17 protein-coding genes are annotated in these 17,814 nt (G+C 67.8%); 9 read left to right on the top strand and 8 right to left on the bottom strand.

Annotated features, from left to right (window positions below):
• Nucleotides 1-9: 9 nt before the first annotated feature.
• The 3 genes from MCBMB27_RS10740 (at nucleotide 10) to recJ (ending at nucleotide 3,817) form a co-directional block, all read left to right on the top strand.
• The gene (locus MCBMB27_RS10740; protein WP_043379880.1) at nucleotides 10-465 is read left to right on the top strand and encodes a proton-translocating transhydrogenase family protein; all 456 of its coding nucleotides are present in this window, start codon (nucleotides 10-12) and stop codon (nucleotides 463-465) included.
• A 4-nt stretch (nucleotides 466-469) separates the two neighbouring features.
• Nucleotides 470-1,867: an NAD(P)(+) transhydrogenase (Re/Si-specific) subunit beta gene (locus MCBMB27_RS10735; protein WP_043357739.1), complete on the top strand. Its 1,398-nt coding sequence runs from the start codon at nucleotides 470-472 to the stop codon at nucleotides 1,865-1,867.
• A 132-nt stretch (nucleotides 1,868-1,999) separates the two neighbouring features.
• Nucleotides 2,000-3,817, top strand: coding sequence for a single-stranded-DNA-specific exonuclease RecJ (gene recJ, locus MCBMB27_RS10730; RefSeq protein WP_083683471.1), 1,818 nt, complete (start codon nucleotides 2,000-2,002; stop codon nucleotides 3,815-3,817).
• Nucleotides 3,818-3,828: 11 nt separating this feature from the next.
• Here the strand turns inward: recJ and MCBMB27_RS10725 are convergent, their stop codons facing one another.
• From MCBMB27_RS10725 to MCBMB27_RS10715, 4 genes are all read right to left on the bottom strand, one after another.
• Nucleotides 3,829-4,323: a CAP domain-containing protein gene (locus MCBMB27_RS10725; protein ID WP_075380390.1), complete on the bottom strand. Its 495-nt coding sequence runs from the start codon at nucleotides 4,321-4,323 to the stop codon at nucleotides 3,829-3,831.
• 127 nt (nucleotides 4,324-4,450) lie between these two features.
• A complete protein-coding gene (locus MCBMB27_RS10720; protein ID WP_043357744.1) occupies nucleotides 4,451-5,524 on the bottom strand; it encodes an HD-GYP domain-containing protein in 1,074 nt (357 codons plus the stop codon).
• A 109-nt stretch (nucleotides 5,525-5,633) separates the two neighbouring features.
• On the bottom strand, nucleotides 5,634-5,786 hold the full coding sequence (locus tag MCBMB27_RS30205; protein WP_167380416.1) for a hypothetical protein: 153 nt from the start codon (nucleotides 5,784-5,786) through the stop codon (nucleotides 5,634-5,636).
• Between the two features lie 402 nt (nucleotides 5,787-6,188).
• Nucleotides 6,189-6,881: a GntR family transcriptional regulator gene (locus MCBMB27_RS10715; RefSeq protein ID WP_043357745.1), complete on the bottom strand. Its 693-nt coding sequence runs from the start codon at nucleotides 6,879-6,881 to the stop codon at nucleotides 6,189-6,191.
• A gap of 480 nt (nucleotides 6,882-7,361) precedes the next feature.
• Between MCBMB27_RS10715 and oxlT the strand changes: the two genes are divergently transcribed.
• Together oxlT and MCBMB27_RS10705 are read left to right on the top strand one after the other, a co-directional pair.
• Complete coding sequence (oxlT, locus tag MCBMB27_RS10710; protein ID WP_075380389.1) at nucleotides 7,362-8,639, top strand: oxalate/formate MFS antiporter; 1,278 nt, start codon at nucleotides 7,362-7,364, stop codon at nucleotides 8,637-8,639.
• A 100-nt stretch (nucleotides 8,640-8,739) separates the two neighbouring features.
• On the top strand, nucleotides 8,740-9,411 hold the full coding sequence (locus tag MCBMB27_RS10705; protein ID WP_043351426.1) for a class II aldolase/adducin family protein: 672 nt from the start codon (nucleotides 8,740-8,742) through the stop codon (nucleotides 9,409-9,411).
• A 76-nt stretch (nucleotides 9,412-9,487) separates the two neighbouring features.
• Here the strand turns inward: MCBMB27_RS10705 and MCBMB27_RS10700 are convergent, their stop codons facing one another.
• Entirely contained in the window at nucleotides 9,488-10,420 is a 933-nt protein-coding gene (locus MCBMB27_RS10700) for a methionyl-tRNA formyltransferase (RefSeq protein ID WP_075380388.1), read from the bottom strand.
• 182 nt (nucleotides 10,421-10,602) lie between these two features.
• On the bottom strand, nucleotides 10,603-11,880 hold the full coding sequence (gene frc / locus MCBMB27_RS10695) for a formyl-CoA transferase (protein ID WP_043351422.1): 1,278 nt from the start codon (nucleotides 11,878-11,880) through the stop codon (nucleotides 10,603-10,605).
• Between the two features lie 447 nt (nucleotides 11,881-12,327).
• Here frc and MCBMB27_RS10690 point away from each other — a divergent pair, with 447 nt between their 5' ends.
• Nucleotides 12,328-12,606 carry a hypothetical protein gene (locus tag MCBMB27_RS10690; RefSeq protein ID WP_043380811.1) on the top strand — a complete coding sequence of 93 codons (279 nt, stop codon included), beginning with the start codon at nucleotides 12,328-12,330 and terminating at the stop codon, nucleotides 12,604-12,606.
• A gap of 5 nt (nucleotides 12,607-12,611) precedes the next feature.
• On the opposite strand, the gene MCBMB27_RS10685 is transcribed toward MCBMB27_RS10690, so the two are convergent.
• Nucleotides 12,612-13,370 carry a hypothetical protein gene (locus MCBMB27_RS10685; RefSeq protein WP_236952945.1) on the bottom strand — a complete coding sequence of 253 codons (759 nt, stop codon included), beginning with the start codon at nucleotides 13,368-13,370 and terminating at the stop codon, nucleotides 12,612-12,614.
• 431 nt (nucleotides 13,371-13,801) lie between these two features.
• Here MCBMB27_RS10685 and MCBMB27_RS10680 point away from each other — a divergent pair, with 431 nt between their 5' ends.
• From MCBMB27_RS10680 to MCBMB27_RS10670, 3 genes are read left to right on the top strand one after another with little or no spacing between them, the layout of a single operon-like run.
• The gene (locus tag MCBMB27_RS10680; protein WP_075380386.1) at nucleotides 13,802-15,688 is read left to right on the top strand and encodes an MHYT domain-containing protein; all 1,887 of its coding nucleotides are present in this window, start codon (nucleotides 13,802-13,804) and stop codon (nucleotides 15,686-15,688) included.
• Between the two features lie 36 nt (nucleotides 15,689-15,724).
• Nucleotides 15,725-16,138 carry a response regulator gene (locus MCBMB27_RS10675; RefSeq protein WP_043351430.1) on the top strand — a complete coding sequence of 138 codons (414 nt, stop codon included), beginning with the start codon at nucleotides 15,725-15,727 and terminating at the stop codon, nucleotides 16,136-16,138.
• The gene (locus MCBMB27_RS10670; RefSeq protein WP_051975973.1) at nucleotides 16,135-17,199 is read left to right on the top strand and encodes a sensor histidine kinase; all 1,065 of its coding nucleotides are present in this window, start codon (nucleotides 16,135-16,137) and stop codon (nucleotides 17,197-17,199) included. Before MCBMB27_RS10675 ends, MCBMB27_RS10670 begins: the two co-directional genes overlap by 4 nt.
• Before the next feature lie 10 nt (nucleotides 17,200-17,209).
• On the opposite strand, the gene MCBMB27_RS10665 is transcribed toward MCBMB27_RS10670, so the two are convergent.
• The gene (locus MCBMB27_RS10665) at nucleotides 17,210-17,773 is read right to left on the bottom strand and encodes a TetR/AcrR family transcriptional regulator (protein WP_043351415.1); all 564 of its coding nucleotides are present in this window, start codon (nucleotides 17,771-17,773) and stop codon (nucleotides 17,210-17,212) included.
• Between the last annotated feature and the right edge of the window lie 41 nt (nucleotides 17,774-17,814).

Genomic DNA, 17,814 nt, shown 5'->3' with positions numbered 1-17,814 from the left:
AGTAGCAGAATGGCAACCGTCATCGTCCCTCCCGATCAGGCGGCCGATCAGGCCCGCGTGCTGGCCGACGCCGCGCGCGCGGCGGCCGCGGTGGCCCGCAACGCCGCCGACCAAGCACAGGCCATCGCCGACGGCATGGGCCACGGGCTCAGTGCCGCGACCGGCGGCGCCGTGGATCCCACGGTGTTCCGGCTCGCGATCTTCGTGCTGGCGATCTTCGTCGGCTACTACGTGGTCTGGTCGGTGACGCCGGCGCTCCACACGCCGCTCATGTCGGTCACCAACGCGATCTCGTCGGTGATCATCGTCGGCGCGATCCTGGCGGTCGGCGTTCCCCTGATCGAGAAGGGCACCGGACTGGCCCGGTTCTTCGGCTTCATCGGCATCGTGCTCGCCAGCGTGAACATCTTCGGGGGCTTCCTCGTCACGCAGCGCATGCTCGGCATGTACAAGAAGAAGGGCTGAGCCGGTGTCTGAGAACGTCTCCTCCCTTCTCTATATCGTCGCCGGCGTCCTGTTCATCATGGCGCTGCGGGGGCTCTCGCACCCCACCACCTCCCGGCAGGGCAACCTGTACGGCATGGTCGGCATGGGTCTCGCGATCCTCACCACGCTGGTCGGCCACCCGCCGGCCGGGTTCGGCGCCTGGATCCTCGTGCTCCTCGGCCTCGGCATCGGCGGCGGCGCCGGCGCGGTGATCGCCAAGCGCGTGCCGATGACCGCGATGCCGCAGCTTGTGGCCGCCTTCCACTCGCTGGTCGGTCTCGCCGCGGTCTTCGTGGCGGCCGGCGCGCTCTACGCGCCGCAGGCCTTCGGCATCATCGAGAACGGCCACTTCCACAAGCAGTCGCTGTTCGAGATGGGCCTGGGCGTCGCCATCGGTGCCATCACGTTCACCGGCTCGGTGATCGCCTTCGCCAAGCTCGACGGACGCATGTCCGGCAAGCCGATCATGCTGCCCCAGCGTCACCTTATCAACGCGCTGCTGGCCGCCGGCCTCGTCCTGCTCATCGCCCTGTTCATCGGCACCGAGTCCAAGGCGATCTTCTGGCTGATCGTCATCGCCGCGCTGGTCCTTGGCGGCCTGATCATCATCCCGATCGGCGGCGCCGACATGCCGGTGGTCGTGTCGATGCTGAACTCCTACTCGGGCTGGGCGGCAGCCGGCATCGGCTTCACCCTGGGCAACCTCGCGCTGATCATCACCGGCTCGCTGGTGGGCTCCTCGGGTGCGATCCTGTCCTACATCATGTGCCATGCGATGAACCGGTCGTTCATCTCGGTCATCCTGGGCGGCTTCGGCGGCGATACCGCGGCGGCCGGCACGGGCCAGGTCGAGACGCGCCCCGTGAAGCAGGGCTCCGCCGACGACGCCGCCTACATCATGAAGAATGCTGAGCGGGTCATCATCGTCCCGGGCTACGGCATGGCGGTCGCCCAGGCGCAGCACTCGCTCCGCGAGATGGCCGACATGCTCAAGAAGGAGGGCGTCGACGTGAAGTACGCCATCCACCCGGTGGCGGGGCGCATGCCGGGCCACATGAACGTGCTGCTCGCCGAGGCGAACGTGCCCTACGACGAGGTGTTCGAGCTGGAGGACATCAACGGCGAGTTCCCGCAGGCGGACGTCGCCTTCGTGATCGGCGCCAACGACGTCACCAATCCGGCGGCCAAGACCGACAAGGCTTCGCCGATCTACGGAATGCCGATCCTCGATGTGGAGAAGGCCAAGACCGTGCTGTTCATCAAGCGCGGCATGGGTTCCGGCTATGCGGGCGTCGAGAACGAGGTGTTCTTCCGGGACAACACCATGATGCTGTTCGGCGATGCCAAGAAGGTCGTCGACAGCATCCTGAAGTCGCTCTGAGGCCCGGGTCTCGGGCGGATTTCCGGGGCGGGCAGCGATGCCCGCCCTTTTTCGTTGCGGCAGCGCGCGTTCGCCGACGCTGTTGCGGCGGTGCGCAAGATTCCGCGGCCCACCCGGTGTAGGGTGGCATCCGTGTCATCCGCCCCGCTCTCCGTCGATCCGCCGCCCTTCCTGGGGGTCGCCGCCTCCATCACCGGCCGGCGCTGGCAGGAGCGCTGTGGCGGCGCGGCAGTCCAGAATCACATCGCCAAGATGGTTCAGGCCCACGGCCTGCCGGAATTGCTCGCCCGTGTGCTGGCAGGGCGCGGGATCGGTCCGGAGGCCGCGCCGCGCCACCTTGCGCCGCGTCTGCGCGACCTGATGCCGGACCCGAATACGCTGCTCGATATGGACGCCGCCGTCCGCCGGCTCGTCCGGGCCGTGCGCCGCGGCGAGACGGTGGCGGTCTTCGGCGACTACGACGTGGACGGCGCTGCGAGCGCGGCCCTGCTCGCCGGCTACCTGCGCGGTGTGGGCCTGAGGGCTCCGATCCACATCCCCGATAGGATCACCGAGGGCTACGGCCCCAACATCGCTGCGATCACCGCATTGGCGGCGGACGGCGCGACGCTTCTGGTCTGCGTCGATTGCGGCACGAGCGGCCACGCACCTTTGGAAGAAGCCGAGAAATCGGGCCTCGACGTGATCGTCCTCGACCATCATGCGGCCTCCGAGGTGCTGCCGCCGGCCCGCGCCGTAGTCAATCCCAACCGCCTCGACGACCTGTCGGGCCTCGGCCATCTCTGTGCCGCCGGGATCGTGTTCCTCACCCTGGTGGCACTGAACCGTGCCCTGCGGCTGGAGGGCTTCTTCGGGCCGGACCGCCCCGAACCGCAGCTCACCGACGCCCTCGACCTCGTAGCGCTGGCGACCGTGGCCGACGTCGTGCCCCTCACCGGTCTCAACCGGGCCTTCGTGACGCAGGGCCTGACGGTGATGCGCCATCGCGGCCGCATCGGCCTGGCGGCCCTGCTGGACGCGGCCTCGCTGAGCGAACCGCCGGAATCGTGGCATCTCGGCTTCGTCCTCGGGCCGCGGATTAATGCCGGTGGCCGCATCGGCGATTCAGCCCTCGGTGCCCGGCTCCTGACGACGGCGGACCCGAACGAAGCGGCCCGGATCGCCGCCGACCTCGATCGCCTCAATCGCGAGCGTCAGGCGATCGAGGCGCAGGCCGTCTCCGAGGCCGAGGCCGAGATGGACCGTGCTCTGACGCTCGACCCGACCCGCACCGTGCTGGTCACGGCCAGTCCTGAGTGGCATCCCGGCATCGTCGGACTCATCGCGTCGCGCCTGAAGGAACGGTTCAACCGCCCGGCCTTCGCCTTCGCGATCCGACCCGACGGCAGCGCCACCGGCTCGGGTCGCTCGATCCCGGGGTCAGATCTCGGGCTTGCGGTGCGCGCCTGCGTCGAGGCCGGGATCGCCCTCAAGGGGGGCGGACACGCCATGGCGGCCGGCGTCACCGTGCGGACCGACGACATCCCCCGCTTCGAGGCGCATCTCGTCATGCTGCTGGGGGCGAGCGTGACCGTGGCGCGGGCGGCCGACGCCCTGCTGATCGACGGCGGACTCAGCGCCGGGGGCGCCACCGCAGAAACGGTCCGGCTGCTCCAGCAGGCCGGACCGTTCGGACAGGGCGCGCCGGAGCCGATCTTCGCCCTCGGTCGCCATCGCCTGGTCGATGCCGGCGTGGTCGGGTCGAGCCATGTCAGGGCTCGCCTGCGCAGCCGCGACGGACAGGCGGTGGGCGCCATCTGCTTCCGTGCCGCCGAGCGCCCCCTCGGCCTCGCGCTGCTGAACGGGATCGGTCGGGAACTGCACGTGGCCGGAACGCTGTCCTGCGACCGCTGGCGCGGGGCCGAGCGGGCCCAGCTCCGGATCGTCGATCTGGCGCCGGTGGACCCCTGAGAGCCGCTGCGTCAGGTTCCTGCCATGACAAGGGCCCAGAACCGCTTGTAGCGCGTGGTCGGCGCATCCACGCGGGCGATCCCGATCCTGCGGATCTGCGGCAGCAGCATATTCTTGTTGTGCTCGGGGCTCGCCTTCCAGCGGGCGAGCACCTGCTCGAGGGTCTCGGAGCCGGCACTGAGATTCTCCGCCGCCCAGGCTTTCGCCAGACCGACGGAGGCCATGCGCGACGTGAAGCTGCCGCCGATCTCGTGGCTGAGCTGGCCGTGGCGCGCGTTGTTGCCGGCCTGGAAGGCCGCCGCCTTCACGAGAACCGGATCGACCACGACGGGGCTCAGGCCGTTCTGAACCCGGTAGGCCGAAATCGCGGCCGCGGCCGCGACCTCGTCGAGCACGGCAGTATGCGTCGCATTCTCAATGGACGCATCCGGCATGACGGAGACGCCGCCGCATGCGGTGAGGCTCATCAGAAGGGCGGCGGCGAGGGCGAACTTGAATTTCGGCACGGTCCGGACGGCGATCGGTGACAGACACCCGCCTCCCTCCAGGGCGGTTGCGGCGAAAGCGCGGCACGCGGCGCGCCCGCACGATGCCGCACTCGCGCGTGGCACACGCGCCACGCACCCGGCGTGATCACGCCGCCAGGGACATGCCGGCCAGCATCGAGGGTGCGAAGGCGCGGAGGAGATCCAGGTCCAGATGACCGGTGCCGCCGACCATCGTCGCCAGGGCGTCGGCGGGGGTCGCCGATTGCCGATACGTGCGCCGCTCGGTCAGGGCCGAGAACACGTCGCAGATCGTCACAATGCGCACGAGGTCCGAGATGGCCGAGCCGGCCAGGCCGTCGGGGTAACCTTTGCCGTCCAGGCGCTCGTGGTGATGACGGACCACATCGATGATTGCCGCCTCGAACTCACCCTGAGCGACCAGCAGGTCGGCGCCGATATCGGGATGGCGCTGCATGAGCCGCATCTCCTCAGGATTGAGCGGCCCCGGCTTGTTGAGGATCTCGACCGGAATGCGCGACTTGCCGATGTCGTGCAGCAGCGCGGATCGAACCAGTCGCGCGAGGTCGGTCCGATTAAGGCCGATCTGCGCGCCGAAGGTCGCAGCGTGTCCGGCGACGCCGAGCGTGTGCTGATAGACGCCGATCTCGTGGCGCCAGACTTCGGCGAGCCACGCACCGATGCCGACCTCGGAAACGGCAGCGAGGACCAGCTCGGTTCCCCGCTCCACGTCGGCACGGCGGAGTCGGGCGCCGAGGGCGGCGCTGTCGAACAGGTCCGCGACGATTGCGGTGGCACCCGTGACGCGCTCCGCGAGCTGTCGCCGACGCGCCTCGGCCGACCGCGTCGCCTCTTCGATCATGGCGAAGACATTCGCCAGGACGATCTGGCGCGGTGCCGCGGCGGGGAGCTGGCGGAGGTTGGACGCACCCGCCATGGGCTCGCCGCGTACGAGAACCAGGAGCGGGAGTGACGGCCTGTACCGGTCGAGAGTGGTCCGCAACGTTGCGGCTTGGACCGGTGGAAGATCCAGAACCACGAGGTGGGGCCGCTCGGCCGGGATCGGCGCGCCCGGCGAGAGCGCCCGGCAATCCATCACCAGCGCGATCGCGCGCTCAAGGGCTCTCTGCTCGGATGGGCGATCCGAAATCAGAAGGACGTAGGGGCCGTCCGAGAATCGCGATGCGGCGCCGAGGGCCAACGCGGTCGCTCCTCGCCCGCAGGGTCAACGATCCATTTACCCTACGCGCAAGTTTTGAGGAAAGCGTTAACCGTGCTCGGCGCCCTCACCGAAACATCGACGGATCGCGTCAGGCCAGCTTGGCGGAGGCGACGTCGCCGGTCGGTGCGACGGTCGAACGACCGGACGTGCGCTCGGAGCTCAGAAAGTCGGCGAACTTCACGGTCAGCAGCGCCTGGCAAACGGCGAAAGCGACAAAGATGGCGAGGAAGCTGGCGATCATCGGACTCTCCAGGGCGGCCGGGCACCGCAATATGTTGCGGTGCGAGAGATGTCATGCCGCCCCGCAAACTGGTATGCCAGATAACGAATACCGTTCATGCGGCCTATGCATGGAGGACGGAGATGCGCCCTCGTTCCACACAGAAGCCACACCTCGCATGCGCCACGCTCGCAGTTGAGAGGGGAGCAGAGGGACTGCGCGCCTTTCAAAATTTTTGCAGTGCGGCAATGTTTGTGCGCGATTTAATTGGTGACCAGCGCTCGGTCGGGGTTCTGAGCACCGGGTCGGTCGGTGCTGTCGCAGCCGACGCGCACGACCGTGCGGCCCTCGCCGACAATTCCCGATGCGGTCGGCGAGGCTTTGTAGGTGGAAAAGGACCCTGTGGGACGGCCTCGACGCCGATCAGTCCAGGTAGTCGCCGTAGGTGTCGACGTGCTGAGCCAGCCCGAGGCCATGCTCGCGCACGAGACGCTCTGCCAGGTCGGCATCTCGGGCTTCCAGCGCCGAGATGATGGCGACGTGCTCCCGGATCGAACGCTCGGCCCGGTCGCCCTGCCGGAGCGCCGTGCTGCGGATGCCCCGCACATGCATCAGGAGATTGCTGGTCAGATCGGCAATCGCATCACAGTGTCCCAGAGCGATGATGCGTTGATGGAAGCGGATGTTCGCGTCCGAGTACTCATCGATGTGCTCTGAGGGCTGTCCTTCGAAGAATTCCGGGAAGGACTCCCGCAGGGCGCGAAGCTGGGCATCGGTGGCGCGGGTGCAGGCGAGGCGAGCCGCCATGCTTTCCAGCGCCGTCCAGGCGTGGATCATGCTGACGATCTCGCGCTTGTTCTTCTTGATCACGAAGACACCGCGCCGCGCCTCGGACCGGACGAAGCCTTCCTGCTCCAGAACCGTCAGCGCCTCGCGCACGGGCGTCCGGCTGACGCCGAGATCCTGCGACAGCTTCCGCTCGTCGAGGCGGACCTCGTCCGGACGTCCGTAGATGTCCATGTTGGTGATGGCTGTCTTGAGCGCCTCGTAGGCCAAGGTCCGGAGACTGGAGCTGGCGACGATGGGCTTCACGCTCAGCGGTTCGGAATTCGACATCCCTCGTCCAGTCAGCTCACACGTATGATGTCTCGCACGCATTCTCTGTCGTGCGCTCCCAAGCGGACTAACCCAAACCTTGGCCAGATCCTAGTCAATTGCGGGGCGGCCCCACAGACCTGTGACCTTTGCCGACTTTTCGCCTCGTGGAAGTTGTGCAGGCGCGGCTCCCCATCCCCCGTTTTGACCGCACGTTCGGCCGATCGGTTTTAATCCCAGCATCGAAACGTGTATTTTTATGCCGGTTCGATTGACAGACCGGAGGGATACCAGCAGCATCCTGCTGGCATACCGTCGACCATCAGTCCCGCGCTGCTGAGTTCAATGCGGATGCTCGAGTACTTGAGACTTTATTTGCCTGCGGGCCAAGAATTTTTCGAAGAATCCCGGTCATCTTGTTCTGCCAAGCTGGGCCGCGGCAGGGCATACAGCCGGTCTGAGCACAGACCCCAACAATAATACTGCCAAGGAGGGATGGGTATGTCCGAGATCGTCAAACCGGCGGGGCGTGGCCGCTGGCTGCAACTCGCCTTCGGCGTCGTCTGCATGTGCATGATCGCCAACATGCAGTACGGTTGGACCTTCTTCGTGAACCCGATGCAGGAGCGGCACGGCTGGGATCGCGCGGCGATCCAGGTGGCGTTCACGCTGTTCGTCGTCACCGAGACGTGGCTGGTCCCGATCGAGGGCTGGTTCGTCGACAAGTACGGCCCGCGGATCGTCACGCTGTTCGGCGGCCTGCTCTGCGGCATCGCCTGGGTGATCAACTCCTACGCCGACTCGCTCACCGTGCTGTACATCGCGGCCGCGATCGGCGGCACCGGCGCCGGTGCGGTCTACGGAACCTGCGTCGGCAATTCGCTGAAGTGGTTTCCCGACCGCCGCGGCCTCGCCGCGGGCATCACCGCGATGGGCTTCGGCGCGGGCTCGGCCCTGACCGTCGTGCCGATCCAGGCCATGATCAAGTCGCAGGGCTACGAGGCGGCGTTCTTCTACTTCGGTATCGGGCAGGGCGTCATCGTGATGCTCATCGCCCTGTTCCTGCGGTCGCCCGCGAAGGGGCAGGTTCCGGAGATCGCCCGGGTCAGCCAGTCGAAGCGCGACTACAAGCCCTCCGAGATGGTCCGCACGCCGATCTTCTGGGTCATGTACGCGATGTTCGTCATGATGGCGGCCGGCGGCCTGATGGCCACCGCGCAGCTCGGCCCGATCGCCAAGGACTTCAAGATCGCCGACGTTCCGGTCTCGCTGCTCGGGATCACGCTGCCGGCGCTGACCTTCGCGGCCACGCTCGACCGGGTGCTCAACGGCGTGACGCGTCCGTTCTTCGGCTGGGTCTCCGACCATATCGGCCGCGAGAACACGATGTTCCTGTCCTTCGCGATCGAAGGCCTGGGCATCTACGCGCTCAGCCAGTTCGGCCAGAACCCGATCGCCTTCGTGCTTCTGACCGGTCTCGTGTTCTTTGCCTGGGGTGAGATCTACTCCCTGTTCCCGGCGACCTGCGGAGACACGTTCGGCTCGAAATACGCCGCCACCAATGCCGGTCTGCTCTATACGGCCAAGGGCACGGCGGCGCTGATCGTCCCCTATACCAGCGTGCTCACGACCATGACCGGGAGCTGGCACGCGGTGTTCCTGGCGGCAGCGGCCCTCAACATCGTCGCGGCTCTGCTGGCGCTCTTCGTCCTGAAGCCGATGCGGGCCGCCTATACCAAGAAGCCCGAGGCGAGCCTCGCGCCGGTTCTGGCCCAGTAGCGCGGTCCAGGCGACACGAACCGACGAGAATGAGCCCGGCGCCGTCTTTACGGCGCCGGGCTTCCTGCATACCGGGGACCGGGCCTTCCGGAGATCGGGTATGGATAGGGACGAGCGGATCGCGCGGGAGAGCGTCGTGGCGGCGGCACGGGCGCTCGACGCCCAGGGGCTGAACCGCGGGACGTCGGGGAACGTCTCGGTGCGGTTCCGCGATGGGCTCCTGATCACACCCTCCGGCATGCCCACCGACAGGACGGGACCGGACGATGTGGTCCCGATGGCATTCGACGGCACCCACCCGCCGGATCAGAAGCCCTCTTCGGAATGGCGCTTCCATCGGGACATTCTGGTGTCCCGTCCGGAATTCGGTGCGGTGGTCCACGCACATCCGGTCTACTGCACCGCTTTCGCCATGTGCGGTCAGGCGATACCGGCGATCCATTACATGATTGCCGCCTTCGGAGGCCCGTGCGTGCGCTGCGCGCCGTATGCGCCCTATGGCACCGCTGAACTCTCGGACCTAGCCCTGACTGCGCTGGCCGATCGCAACGTCTGCCTCCTCGCCAACCACGGCATGATCGCGGCCGGCACCGATCTGGAGAAGGCCCTCTGGCTCGCCGTCGAGCTGGAGACCCTCTGCCAGCAATACGCCGTCGCCCGGCAGATCGGGACGCCGATCATCCTGTCCGATGAAGAGATCGGCATCACCGTCGAGCGCTTTCGCGGCTATGGGCTGAATGCGGCGGGGAGCACAGGCTCAACGACCGCGTAGCCGAGAGGCCCCCGCGGGATCGGTCGGGCGCCGCGCCGTCTAAGGTCGGATGCGCTCCACCGCCGGCGCGGGCATCCTACCGCCCGAGCACCTGCCCGACCGCCAGCCCGACCTCCTGGGCGAACGCGGCGGCCGCGATCTTCTTGCCGCCCTCCGCCTTGACCTTGCGGATCTCGATCCGACCACCCTGCGCGCAAACGCTGAACCCCGCGTCGTCGATGGCGATCACCTCGCCGGGCTTGCCCACGACATCGCCGAGCTTACGGACCCGATGCAGGGTGGAATCGAAGATCTGGAGCTTCTTGCCGTCGAGCGTCGTCCAGGCGCCCGGCGCCGGATTGGCCGCGCGGATCAGGTTGTAGATCTGCTCGGCATGGGCGGACCAGTGGATCTCTGCCTCCGCCCCCCGGAACCAGCCCTCGTAGCTGGCGGCATCCTCATCCTGGTCGATCTCGACATGCTCTCCCGCAACGACGAGATCGGCCGCCTCGAGCATCGCCTCGACGCCCATCGGGAACAGGTTGTCGAAGTAGACGTCGCCCAGCGTCGCATCGGCGCCGATCGGGCAGGTCTTCTGCAGGATCACCGGCCCTTCATCGAGCCCGTCGGTGGGCCGGAAGATCGTGAGGCCGGTCTGCAGCTCGCCGCGGGCAATCGGCCAGTTGATCGAGGACGGGCCGCGATACCGCGGCAGCAGGCTCGGATGATACTGGATGGTGCCGTGCTTCGGGATATTGACGAAGCTCTGGGGCGCGAATTGCAGCACGTAGGCCATGATGCCGATGTCGGCATCGAGCCCGCGCATCGCGGCCTCGGCCTCGGGACTCTTCAGGCTGGGGAACTGGAAGACGGTCAACCCCTTCTCGACCGCCGCGGTCTTGAGGACGTCCGGCTTGGCGCCGGGCTTCTCGGGCGCGCAGAACACCGCGGCGACCTCATCGCCTCGCTTGAGGAACGCCTCCAGGACCGCCTTGCCGAAATCCTGTTGGCCGATGAAGGCGATGCGCATGCAATCTCCTGGGCTTCGACCGGGCCCATGGCGGCCCGGGAAAGGGACGGTCGGAGCGCGGGGCGCGGCGGCGAACGGTCGTGCCCCGTTGGTCGGACGGCGTCATCCGAAGTCCGGGACGGTGCGGCCCCGGACACGACGGCGGCGAACCCAGGCCGGAGCCCGGGATCGCCGCACGCCGCTCACTCTGCGGCGATCTTCTGAACGACGCCGATCGCGCCGGACTCGGAGATTTCACCGACCTCGGCCTCGGAATAGCCCAGCACGCTGCGCAGGATCTCCTCGGTATGCTCACCGAGCAGCGGGGAGCGCTTCACGTCGCTCGGGCTCGCCGACAGCTTGATGGGGTTGCCCACCGTCAGGTACTTGCCGCGCGTCGGATGGTCGACCTCGACGATCGTGCCGGTCTTCCGCAGCGACTCGTCCTCGGCGATCTCCTTCATGGACAGGATCGGGCCGCAGGGGATGTCGTACTTGTTCAGCGTGTCCATCACCTCGAACTTGGACACCTTCATCGTCCACGCCTCGATCCGCGTGAAGATCTCGTTGAGATGCGGCAGTCGGGCCTTCGGCGTGGCGTAGTTCGGGTCGGTCTTCCAGCTCGGCTCGCCGATGATGTCGCAGATCGGCTCCCACACGGCGGCCTGGGTGATCACGTAGATGTAGGCGTTCGGATCCTGCTCCCAGCCCTTGCAGCGCAGGATGCGGCCCGGCTGACCGCCGCCGGAATCGTTGCCGGCGCGCGGGGTCGCCTCGCCGAACGGGATGCCTTCACCGAACTGGCTGTATTCCTTCAGCGGCCCGTGCTCGAGCCTCTGCTGATCGCGCAGCTTCACCCGGCACAGGTTGAGCACGCCGTCCTGCATCGCGCAGTCGACCTTCTGGCCGAGGCCGCTCTGGGTCCGGTGATACAGCGCCGTGACGATGCCGAGCGCGAGGTGCAGACCCGTTCCGGAATCACCGATCTGCGCCCCCGTCACCATCGGGATACCGTCCCGGAAACCCGTGGTCGAGGCCGAGCCGCCGGCGCATTGCGCGACGTTCTCGTAGACTTTGCAGTCCTCGTAGCGGCCGGGACCGAAGCCCTTCACGGAGGCCAGAATCATGCGCGGGTTGGCCTCGTGGATCTTCTCCCAGGTGAGGCCCATGCGGGCGAGCGCGCCGGGTGCGAAGTTCTCGACCAGGACGTCGCATTCCTTGATGAGGCGCCAGAGGACCTCCTTGCCCTTCGGATTCTTCGAATCCAGCGTGATCGAGCGCTTGTTGTGGTTCAGCATCGTGAAATAGAGGCTGTCCACGTCAGGAATGTCCTGAAGCTGCTGACGCGTGGCGTCGCCGACGCCCGGCCGTTCCACCTTGATGACGTCTGCACCGAACCAAGCCAGGAGCTGCGTGCAGGTCGGGCCGGATTGAACGTGGGTGAAGTCCAGGATGCGGACGCCTTCGAGGGCCTTGGTCATGATCGGTCTCGGAGCTGGAGTTGGATTCGGGAATGTCGGAGGGCGGCTCAGGCCGCGCGGAATGCCGGCAAGCTGCCTGCACGGGTCGGTGACGGGCAACGCGCGACGCCGGGGCAGGGACCTCTCATCCTCGAACGGATCATGTCTGCTATCCCTCCCAATGCGCGGTCTCGTCGTGTCGCGACACCGTCACTCGGACCCTGGGTGACGAGTCCTCGAATTTGTATACCACATGCCATTCGCCGGATGCGAGTGCCGATTGTGGATCGGGCCTATGGCGGCCCGTGACGAAGCGTAAGCCGGCCAGACGCGGCGCTCAACAGACAGCTTGCAGCCTCGGACCAAGTGGGAGCGCCCCTTGGCATTCGCGGCCGGGCGGTCCATGATTTCGCCAAAATTGGCCCGCCGCCGCGGGATTAAAGTCGCAACGCTGCACGAGGAACGCCCATGCTCGCCAGCACCAGCCTGATCAAATCCTCCTGGATCGCCGTCGACGTCGCCCGAGACCGCGCCGAGCGCGTCCTCGTCGTGGAGACCTACATCGCGGTCAGTCCGCTCGAGCCGAACTACGATGCCGCGCAGTACGAGCGTGTCCTGGCCTGCGTCCAGAACGTGCTCAAGTCGCACCCGGAGATCGACCGCGCGTCGATCCTGAGCATGCACCGCGGTTCCGGATGCACGGCGCTGTTCCGAGACCAGTCCGCCAAGCAGTCCGCCGCCGCCTGAGGGTCTCAACCCTCTCCGTCTTCGGCTGGCCGGGTGAGATCCGGCGGGTCCAGGGCGACGCGCGCCGCGTGAAACCACCAGAGCGGTATGTCGCGATTGGCCTGGGCCAGTTCCGAGGCCCAGCCTTCCTTCGGCATCACGTCGGCGCGGTCGGCGAACAGGCGCAACGCCGCCTCCGCGCGCTCCCTTCGGCACCGTTCCGCGATGGCCCGGCGCTCGGCCTCGGCGCGCGCATCCGTCTGCTCGATGAGGCGGCGGGTCGCGAGATCGTCGGCATCGAAGGCGAATTGCTGCCAGAACGCCTCCGCCTCCCGGGCAACGTCGCGCTCGCGGCGGAGCGTGGCGAGCGCTCCCTCGGCCGCCTCCCGGGCCGCTTCGGCCGTTTCAGCGCGCGCGAGAAGACGGTTGTTGGCCTCCAGAAGCTCGCGCTCCCGCTCCGGCGACATCCGCTGCCGACGCAGCACCCGCAACTCTTCCTCGTCGGCGAGGCGGCTCAGAAGCCATTCGGCGAGCGGGCCGTCGGCAAGGGCGTCGGCGGAGCGGCGATAGCGCTCGCGCAGACCCGGGTGACGGCTCTCGAAATCCGCGGCCTCCCAGCCCGCGCACGCCTCGCCCGCCGGACGGTCGTGATCGTAAAGGGTCCGCGCCAGGGCGTCGCGCAGGTCGTCCGGAAGTCGTGCCGCAGCGTGTCCGTTCATGAACCTGCATTCGCGATGAGCGATCGACGGAACTCTAGAACGCGCGCGCGCGACCGATGAGGCCATCGCGGTCTGGCGAACGCGGATTTTTCTACGCAGTCTATGGGCGCGCCGGCGGCGGCGCCCAGGGTCGTTCGGGGCCCGGCCGTCGGGTTGCCCGGATCGGGCCCGCATCTGGGCTCCCCCTCCACCGCGACCCCGCGTCAGGGCGGCGGATCTTCGGCTCGGGCGGGGGCCACGATGGATCGTCGCTCCTCCTGCTTGCCGCAACCTGTCGGGACAGGCCGAAGGCCGCCGCGCGGGACAATGCGCGATCGCCGCGGCGACGGGAAGGCCCGGGCTTCCGCCACGTCGCGCCACCCGCAGCCGACCGGCAGGTCGGCCCCGCGCTCACGATCCTGGCTGCGGGAGACCACGGGGCCTTCGATTCCCGATGGCGCGCTTCGAGGGCTCAGGATACATCCCGATCTGCGCGCTCCACACGTCGATCCCAGTCGATGGTCCATACAGGCTACAATCCGGCGCTCGTCGCCCTGTCGATCGGCCTCTCCATCTTTGCGTCCTACACAGCGCTGGATCTGGGCAGTCGCATCCGAGGGCCCGTCGCGGCGGGCCCCCGCTGGCCGTGGATCACCGGCGCTGCGCTCGCCATGGGCGGCGGCATCTGGTCGATGCATTTCGTCGGCATGTTGGCCTTCGAAACCGGCATGCCCACCACCTACGACATCGGCCTGACCCTCCTCTCCCTCGCGATCGCCGTTGCGGCCACCGGCGCCGGCTTTCTGTGGGTGGAGCGGACCGGGGAGGGGCTCGGCAGCATCCTCGTGGCGGGCGTGCTGATGGGTCTGGGGGTCGCCGGCATGCACTACACCGGCATGGCGGCGCTTCGGATCCCCGGCGACCTTTCCTACAATCGGCCCATAATCGCGCTCTCGGTGGCGATCGCCGTGACCGCGGCGACCGCGGCCTTGTGGCTCTCGTTTCACCAGCACGGCGTCTGGCAGAAGCTTGTCGCGGCCTGCGTCATGGGGGTTGCCGTGGCCGGCATGCATTACACCGGCATGGCCGCCGCGACGATCACCGTCGATGAAGGCGCCCCCCACGCCGCCCATGCGATGACGAGCGTGCAGGGCCAGCAGAATCTCGCGCTCTACGTCGCCGGCGCGACCTTCCTCATCCTGTTCCTGGCGATCCTCGCCTCGTCCCTGGACCAGCAGCGGGTGCAACGCGAATTGCTGGCGAGCGAGGCACGGTTTCGAGCCGCGGTGCAGGCCGTGCGTGGCGTCCTGTGGACCAACGATGCCGAAGGCCGGATGCTCGGCGACCAGCCCGGCTGGAGCGCGATCACCGGCCAGACGCGGGCGGAGTACCAGGGCTACGGCTGGGCCGACGCGGTGCATCCGGACGACGTGCAGGCCTCCATCGAGAGCTGGAACGCAACCGTCCGGGCGCGACAAACCTACGTCCACGAACACCGGGTCCGGTCCCGCGACGGATCATGGCGACATTTCGCGATCCGCGCCATTCCGGTGCTCGATGCACGCGGCGCGATCCGCGAATGGGTCGGCGTCCATACGGACATCACCGAACAGAGACAGGCCGAAGCCGATCTGCGCGAGTCCAACGAGGAGATCCAACGCTACGCCTATATCGTGAGCCATGACCTGCGCGCGCCGCTCGTCAACGTCATGGGTTTCACCAGCGAGTTGGAGGCGACCCGGACCGAGATCCAGGCGGCCCTTCGCGGGCACCCGGAGGCGGAGCGGCTCGACGGCGATCTCGCCGAGGCGCTCGGCTTCATCAAGGCGGCGGTGAACCGGATGGAAGGGCTGATCGCCGCCATCCTGAAGCTCTCCCGAGAAGGGCGGAGGCAATTTTCCCCCGAGCTCCTCGACATGACGAATCTGCTGCGCGGCGTGGCGGACGCCCAGAGGCACCAGACGGAGGCCACGGGCGCCACCGTGACGATCGCCCCCGACTTGCCGACGATCGTTGCCGATCGCGTGGCCGTCGAGCAGGTCTTCGGGAACCTGCTGGACAACGCCGTGAAGTATCTCGACCCCAGCCGGCCGGGACGCGTGACCGTGACCGCCACGGCCGTCGGAGACCGGCGGGTTTGTTTCTCCGTCGCCGATAACGGCCGGGGGATCGCCGCACGGGATCATGCCCGCGTCTTCGAACTCTTTCGACGCTCCGGCCTGCAGGATCGCCCGGGCGATGGAATAGGCTTGGCCCATGTCAAAGCCCTGGTGCGCTCGTTCGGCGGCCGGATCGAGGTCCGTTCGGAACTCGGCATCGGCACGACGTTCGACGTGACCTTGCCCCGCGCTCCGGCTACAGCGGTCCAGATAGACCCCGAACCGGCGCCCATCGCCGCCGAATGAGCGTGGAGCCCGCCCGTGCATCCTGTCAGCATCGTGATGATCGAGGATGACGAGGGGCATGCGCGCCTCATCGAGCGCAACATCCGTCGCGCCGGCGTCAACAACGAGATCGTCCCGTTCCGGAACGGCACCTCGGCGCTGGACTACCTGTTCGGCGCGGACGGCACCGGCGAGGCGAGTGCTCGGCGGCATCTGCTGATCCTGCTCGATCTCAACCTGCCCGACATGACCGGCCTCGACATCCTGGAGAAGGTCAAGGCGAACCCACATACGCGGCGCTCCCCGGTGGTTGTGCTGACCACCACGGATGACAGCCGCGAGATCCAGCGCTGCTACGATCTCGGGGCCAACGTCTACATCACCAAGCCGGTCAGCTATGACGGCTTCGCGAACGCGATCCGTCAGCTCGGATTGTTCTTCTCGGTCATGCAGGTTCCCCAGAACCCATGAGCACCGGGCGTGTCAGCGGGGACGGGACCGCCGCGGCGGCACGCATCCTCTACATCGACGACGATCCAGGCCTCGGTCGCTTGGTCCGGCGCGCCCTGGAGGCCCGGGGCTACGCGGTCGAGATCTGTCCCGACGGCGCCGCGGGGCTGGCACGGCTGGCGCAGGGCGGTATCGATGCCGTCGCCCTGGACCATCACATGCCCGGCCAGACCGGGCTCGATCTGCTGCCGGAAATCCGTGCCCTGCCTGAGGCGCCCCCGGTCATCTACGTGACCGGCTCCGAGGACAGCCGCGTCGCCGTCGCGGCCTTGAAGGCCGGCGCGGTCGACTACGTCTGGAAGGACGTTCAGGGGCAGTTCCGGGAGCTGCTGGGCGAGGCCGTCGCCACGGCGCTGCGGCAGGAGAGCCTGCGGCGCGACAAGGAACGCGCCGAAGCGGAGGTGCGTGAGGCGCGCGACCGCGCCGAACTGCTTCTGCGCGAGGTCAACCATCGCGTCGCCAATTCCCTGGCCCTCGTCGCGGCCCTGGCGCATATGCAGCGCAACGCCGTCACGGATTCGGCTGCCAAGGCTGCACTCGACGAGATGCAGGCCCGGATCTCGGCGATCGCCGGGATCCATCGGCGGCTCTACACCTCGGACGACGTCGAGTCCGTGGAGCTCGACGCCTACCTGCAGAGCCTCGTCGAGGAATTGCAGGCGGCCATGCGGGCGAGCGGGCGGGATCATGCCATCCGGCTCCGGGCGGCGCCCGTGCGCCTCTCGACGGACAAGGCTGTCTCGGTGGGCGTGGTCGTAACCGAACTCGTCACCAACGCGTACAAGTACGCCTATCCGGTCGGCACGTCGGGCGAGATCCGCGTGGCGATCGAGTGCGATGCCGCCGACACCGTGCGGCTCGCCGTCGAGGATGATGGAATCGGCTGGACCGGAGAGGGTGAGATCCGCGGCACCGGGCTCGGCTCACGGATCGTGCGGGCGATGGCGTCGAACCTGCGCTCGGCATTGTCGTATGCTCCCGGATCTCCGGGCACGCGGGCGGTTCTCGCCTTTCAGGTCTGAGCGCGCAATCTCAGCCGTCGGTCCGGCTCGCGATACGATCGAGGGCGTCGAGCATCGGCACGAGCGAATCCTCGCCGAGCTGGTGGAAGCCCAGGGCCCGACTCATGAACAGGCCGAGGATCGCGAAGAACAGGACGGAACCCTCGCCCGGACGGGCGCCGTCGATCTGACCGAGCTGATCCAGCTGATCCACCACGAAGGCCTGGAACCCCTTCTGCGCCTCCGGCGACTCCATCGAGGCCAGCAGGAGTGCGCGCGCGGATTCGTTGTCCTCGCAATAATGCCCGCGCACATGCGCCACCATCGCCTTCGGGAACTGAGACGGGCCGGCGGGGATCGCCGCAGCGCATGCCGCGATTTCCTCGCGCACATCCGCAAGCTTGCGGGCGACCAGAGCCACCACCAACGCATCCTTCGACGCAAAATGGTGCAGAACCCCGCCTTTGCTTAGTCCGGCCTCGGCGGCAACCGCGTCGATCGTCAACCCCCGCACGCCCGCCTTGAGCAGCACCGCGGCGGCGGCCTCAAGGATGATCTCGGGCCGGGCCGCCAGCCGTTGTCGCTTCACCTGCATCGCTGACCTGCACTAAAAACCGTCTGGACGGTATGTAACGG

Origin of the sequence: Methylobacterium phyllosphaerae (assembly GCF_001936175.1) — a bacterium.
In the GTDB taxonomy this organism is placed as follows: domain Bacteria; phylum Pseudomonadota; class Alphaproteobacteria; order Rhizobiales; family Beijerinckiaceae; genus Methylobacterium; species Methylobacterium fujisawaense.
This window is presented reverse-complemented; position numbering and strand designations above follow the sequence as displayed.

Coding starts and splice junctions, on each gene's coding strand:
- MCBMB27_RS10740 (WP_043379880.1), top strand. CDS start 10: ATGGCAACCGTCATCGTCCCTCCCGATCAGGCGGCCGATCAGGCCCGC.
- MCBMB27_RS30205 (WP_167380416.1), bottom strand. CDS start 5,786: ATGATCGCCAGCTTCCTCGCCATCTTTGTCGCTTTCGCCGTTTGCCAG.
- MCBMB27_RS10715 (WP_043357745.1), bottom strand. CDS start 6,881: ATGTCGAATTCCGAACCGCTGAGCGTGAAGCCCATCGTCGCCAGCTCC.
- oxlT (WP_075380389.1), top strand. CDS start 7,362: ATGTCCGAGATCGTCAAACCGGCGGGGCGTGGCCGCTGGCTGCAACTC.
- MCBMB27_RS10705 (WP_043351426.1), top strand. CDS start 8,740: ATGGATAGGGACGAGCGGATCGCGCGGGAGAGCGTCGTGGCGGCGGCA.
- MCBMB27_RS10700 (WP_075380388.1), bottom strand. CDS start 10,420: ATGCGCATCGCCTTCATCGGCCAACAGGATTTCGGCAAGGCGGTCCTG.
- frc (WP_043351422.1), bottom strand. CDS start 11,880: ATGACCAAGGCCCTCGAAGGCGTCCGCATCCTGGACTTCACCCACGTT.
- MCBMB27_RS10690 (WP_043380811.1), top strand. CDS start 12,328: ATGCTCGCCAGCACCAGCCTGATCAAATCCTCCTGGATCGCCGTCGAC.
- MCBMB27_RS10685 (WP_236952945.1), bottom strand. CDS start 13,370: ATGGCCTCATCGGTCGCGCGCGCGCGTTCTAGAGTTCCGTCGATCGCT.
- MCBMB27_RS10680 (WP_075380386.1), top strand. CDS start 13,802: ATGGTCCATACAGGCTACAATCCGGCGCTCGTCGCCCTGTCGATCGGC.
- MCBMB27_RS10675 (WP_043351430.1), top strand. CDS start 15,725: ATGATCGAGGATGACGAGGGGCATGCGCGCCTCATCGAGCGCAACATC.
- MCBMB27_RS10670 (WP_051975973.1), top strand. CDS start 16,135: ATGAGCACCGGGCGTGTCAGCGGGGACGGGACCGCCGCGGCGGCACGC.
- MCBMB27_RS10665 (WP_043351415.1), bottom strand. CDS start 17,773: ATGCAGGTGAAGCGACAACGGCTGGCGGCCCGGCCCGAGATCATCCTT.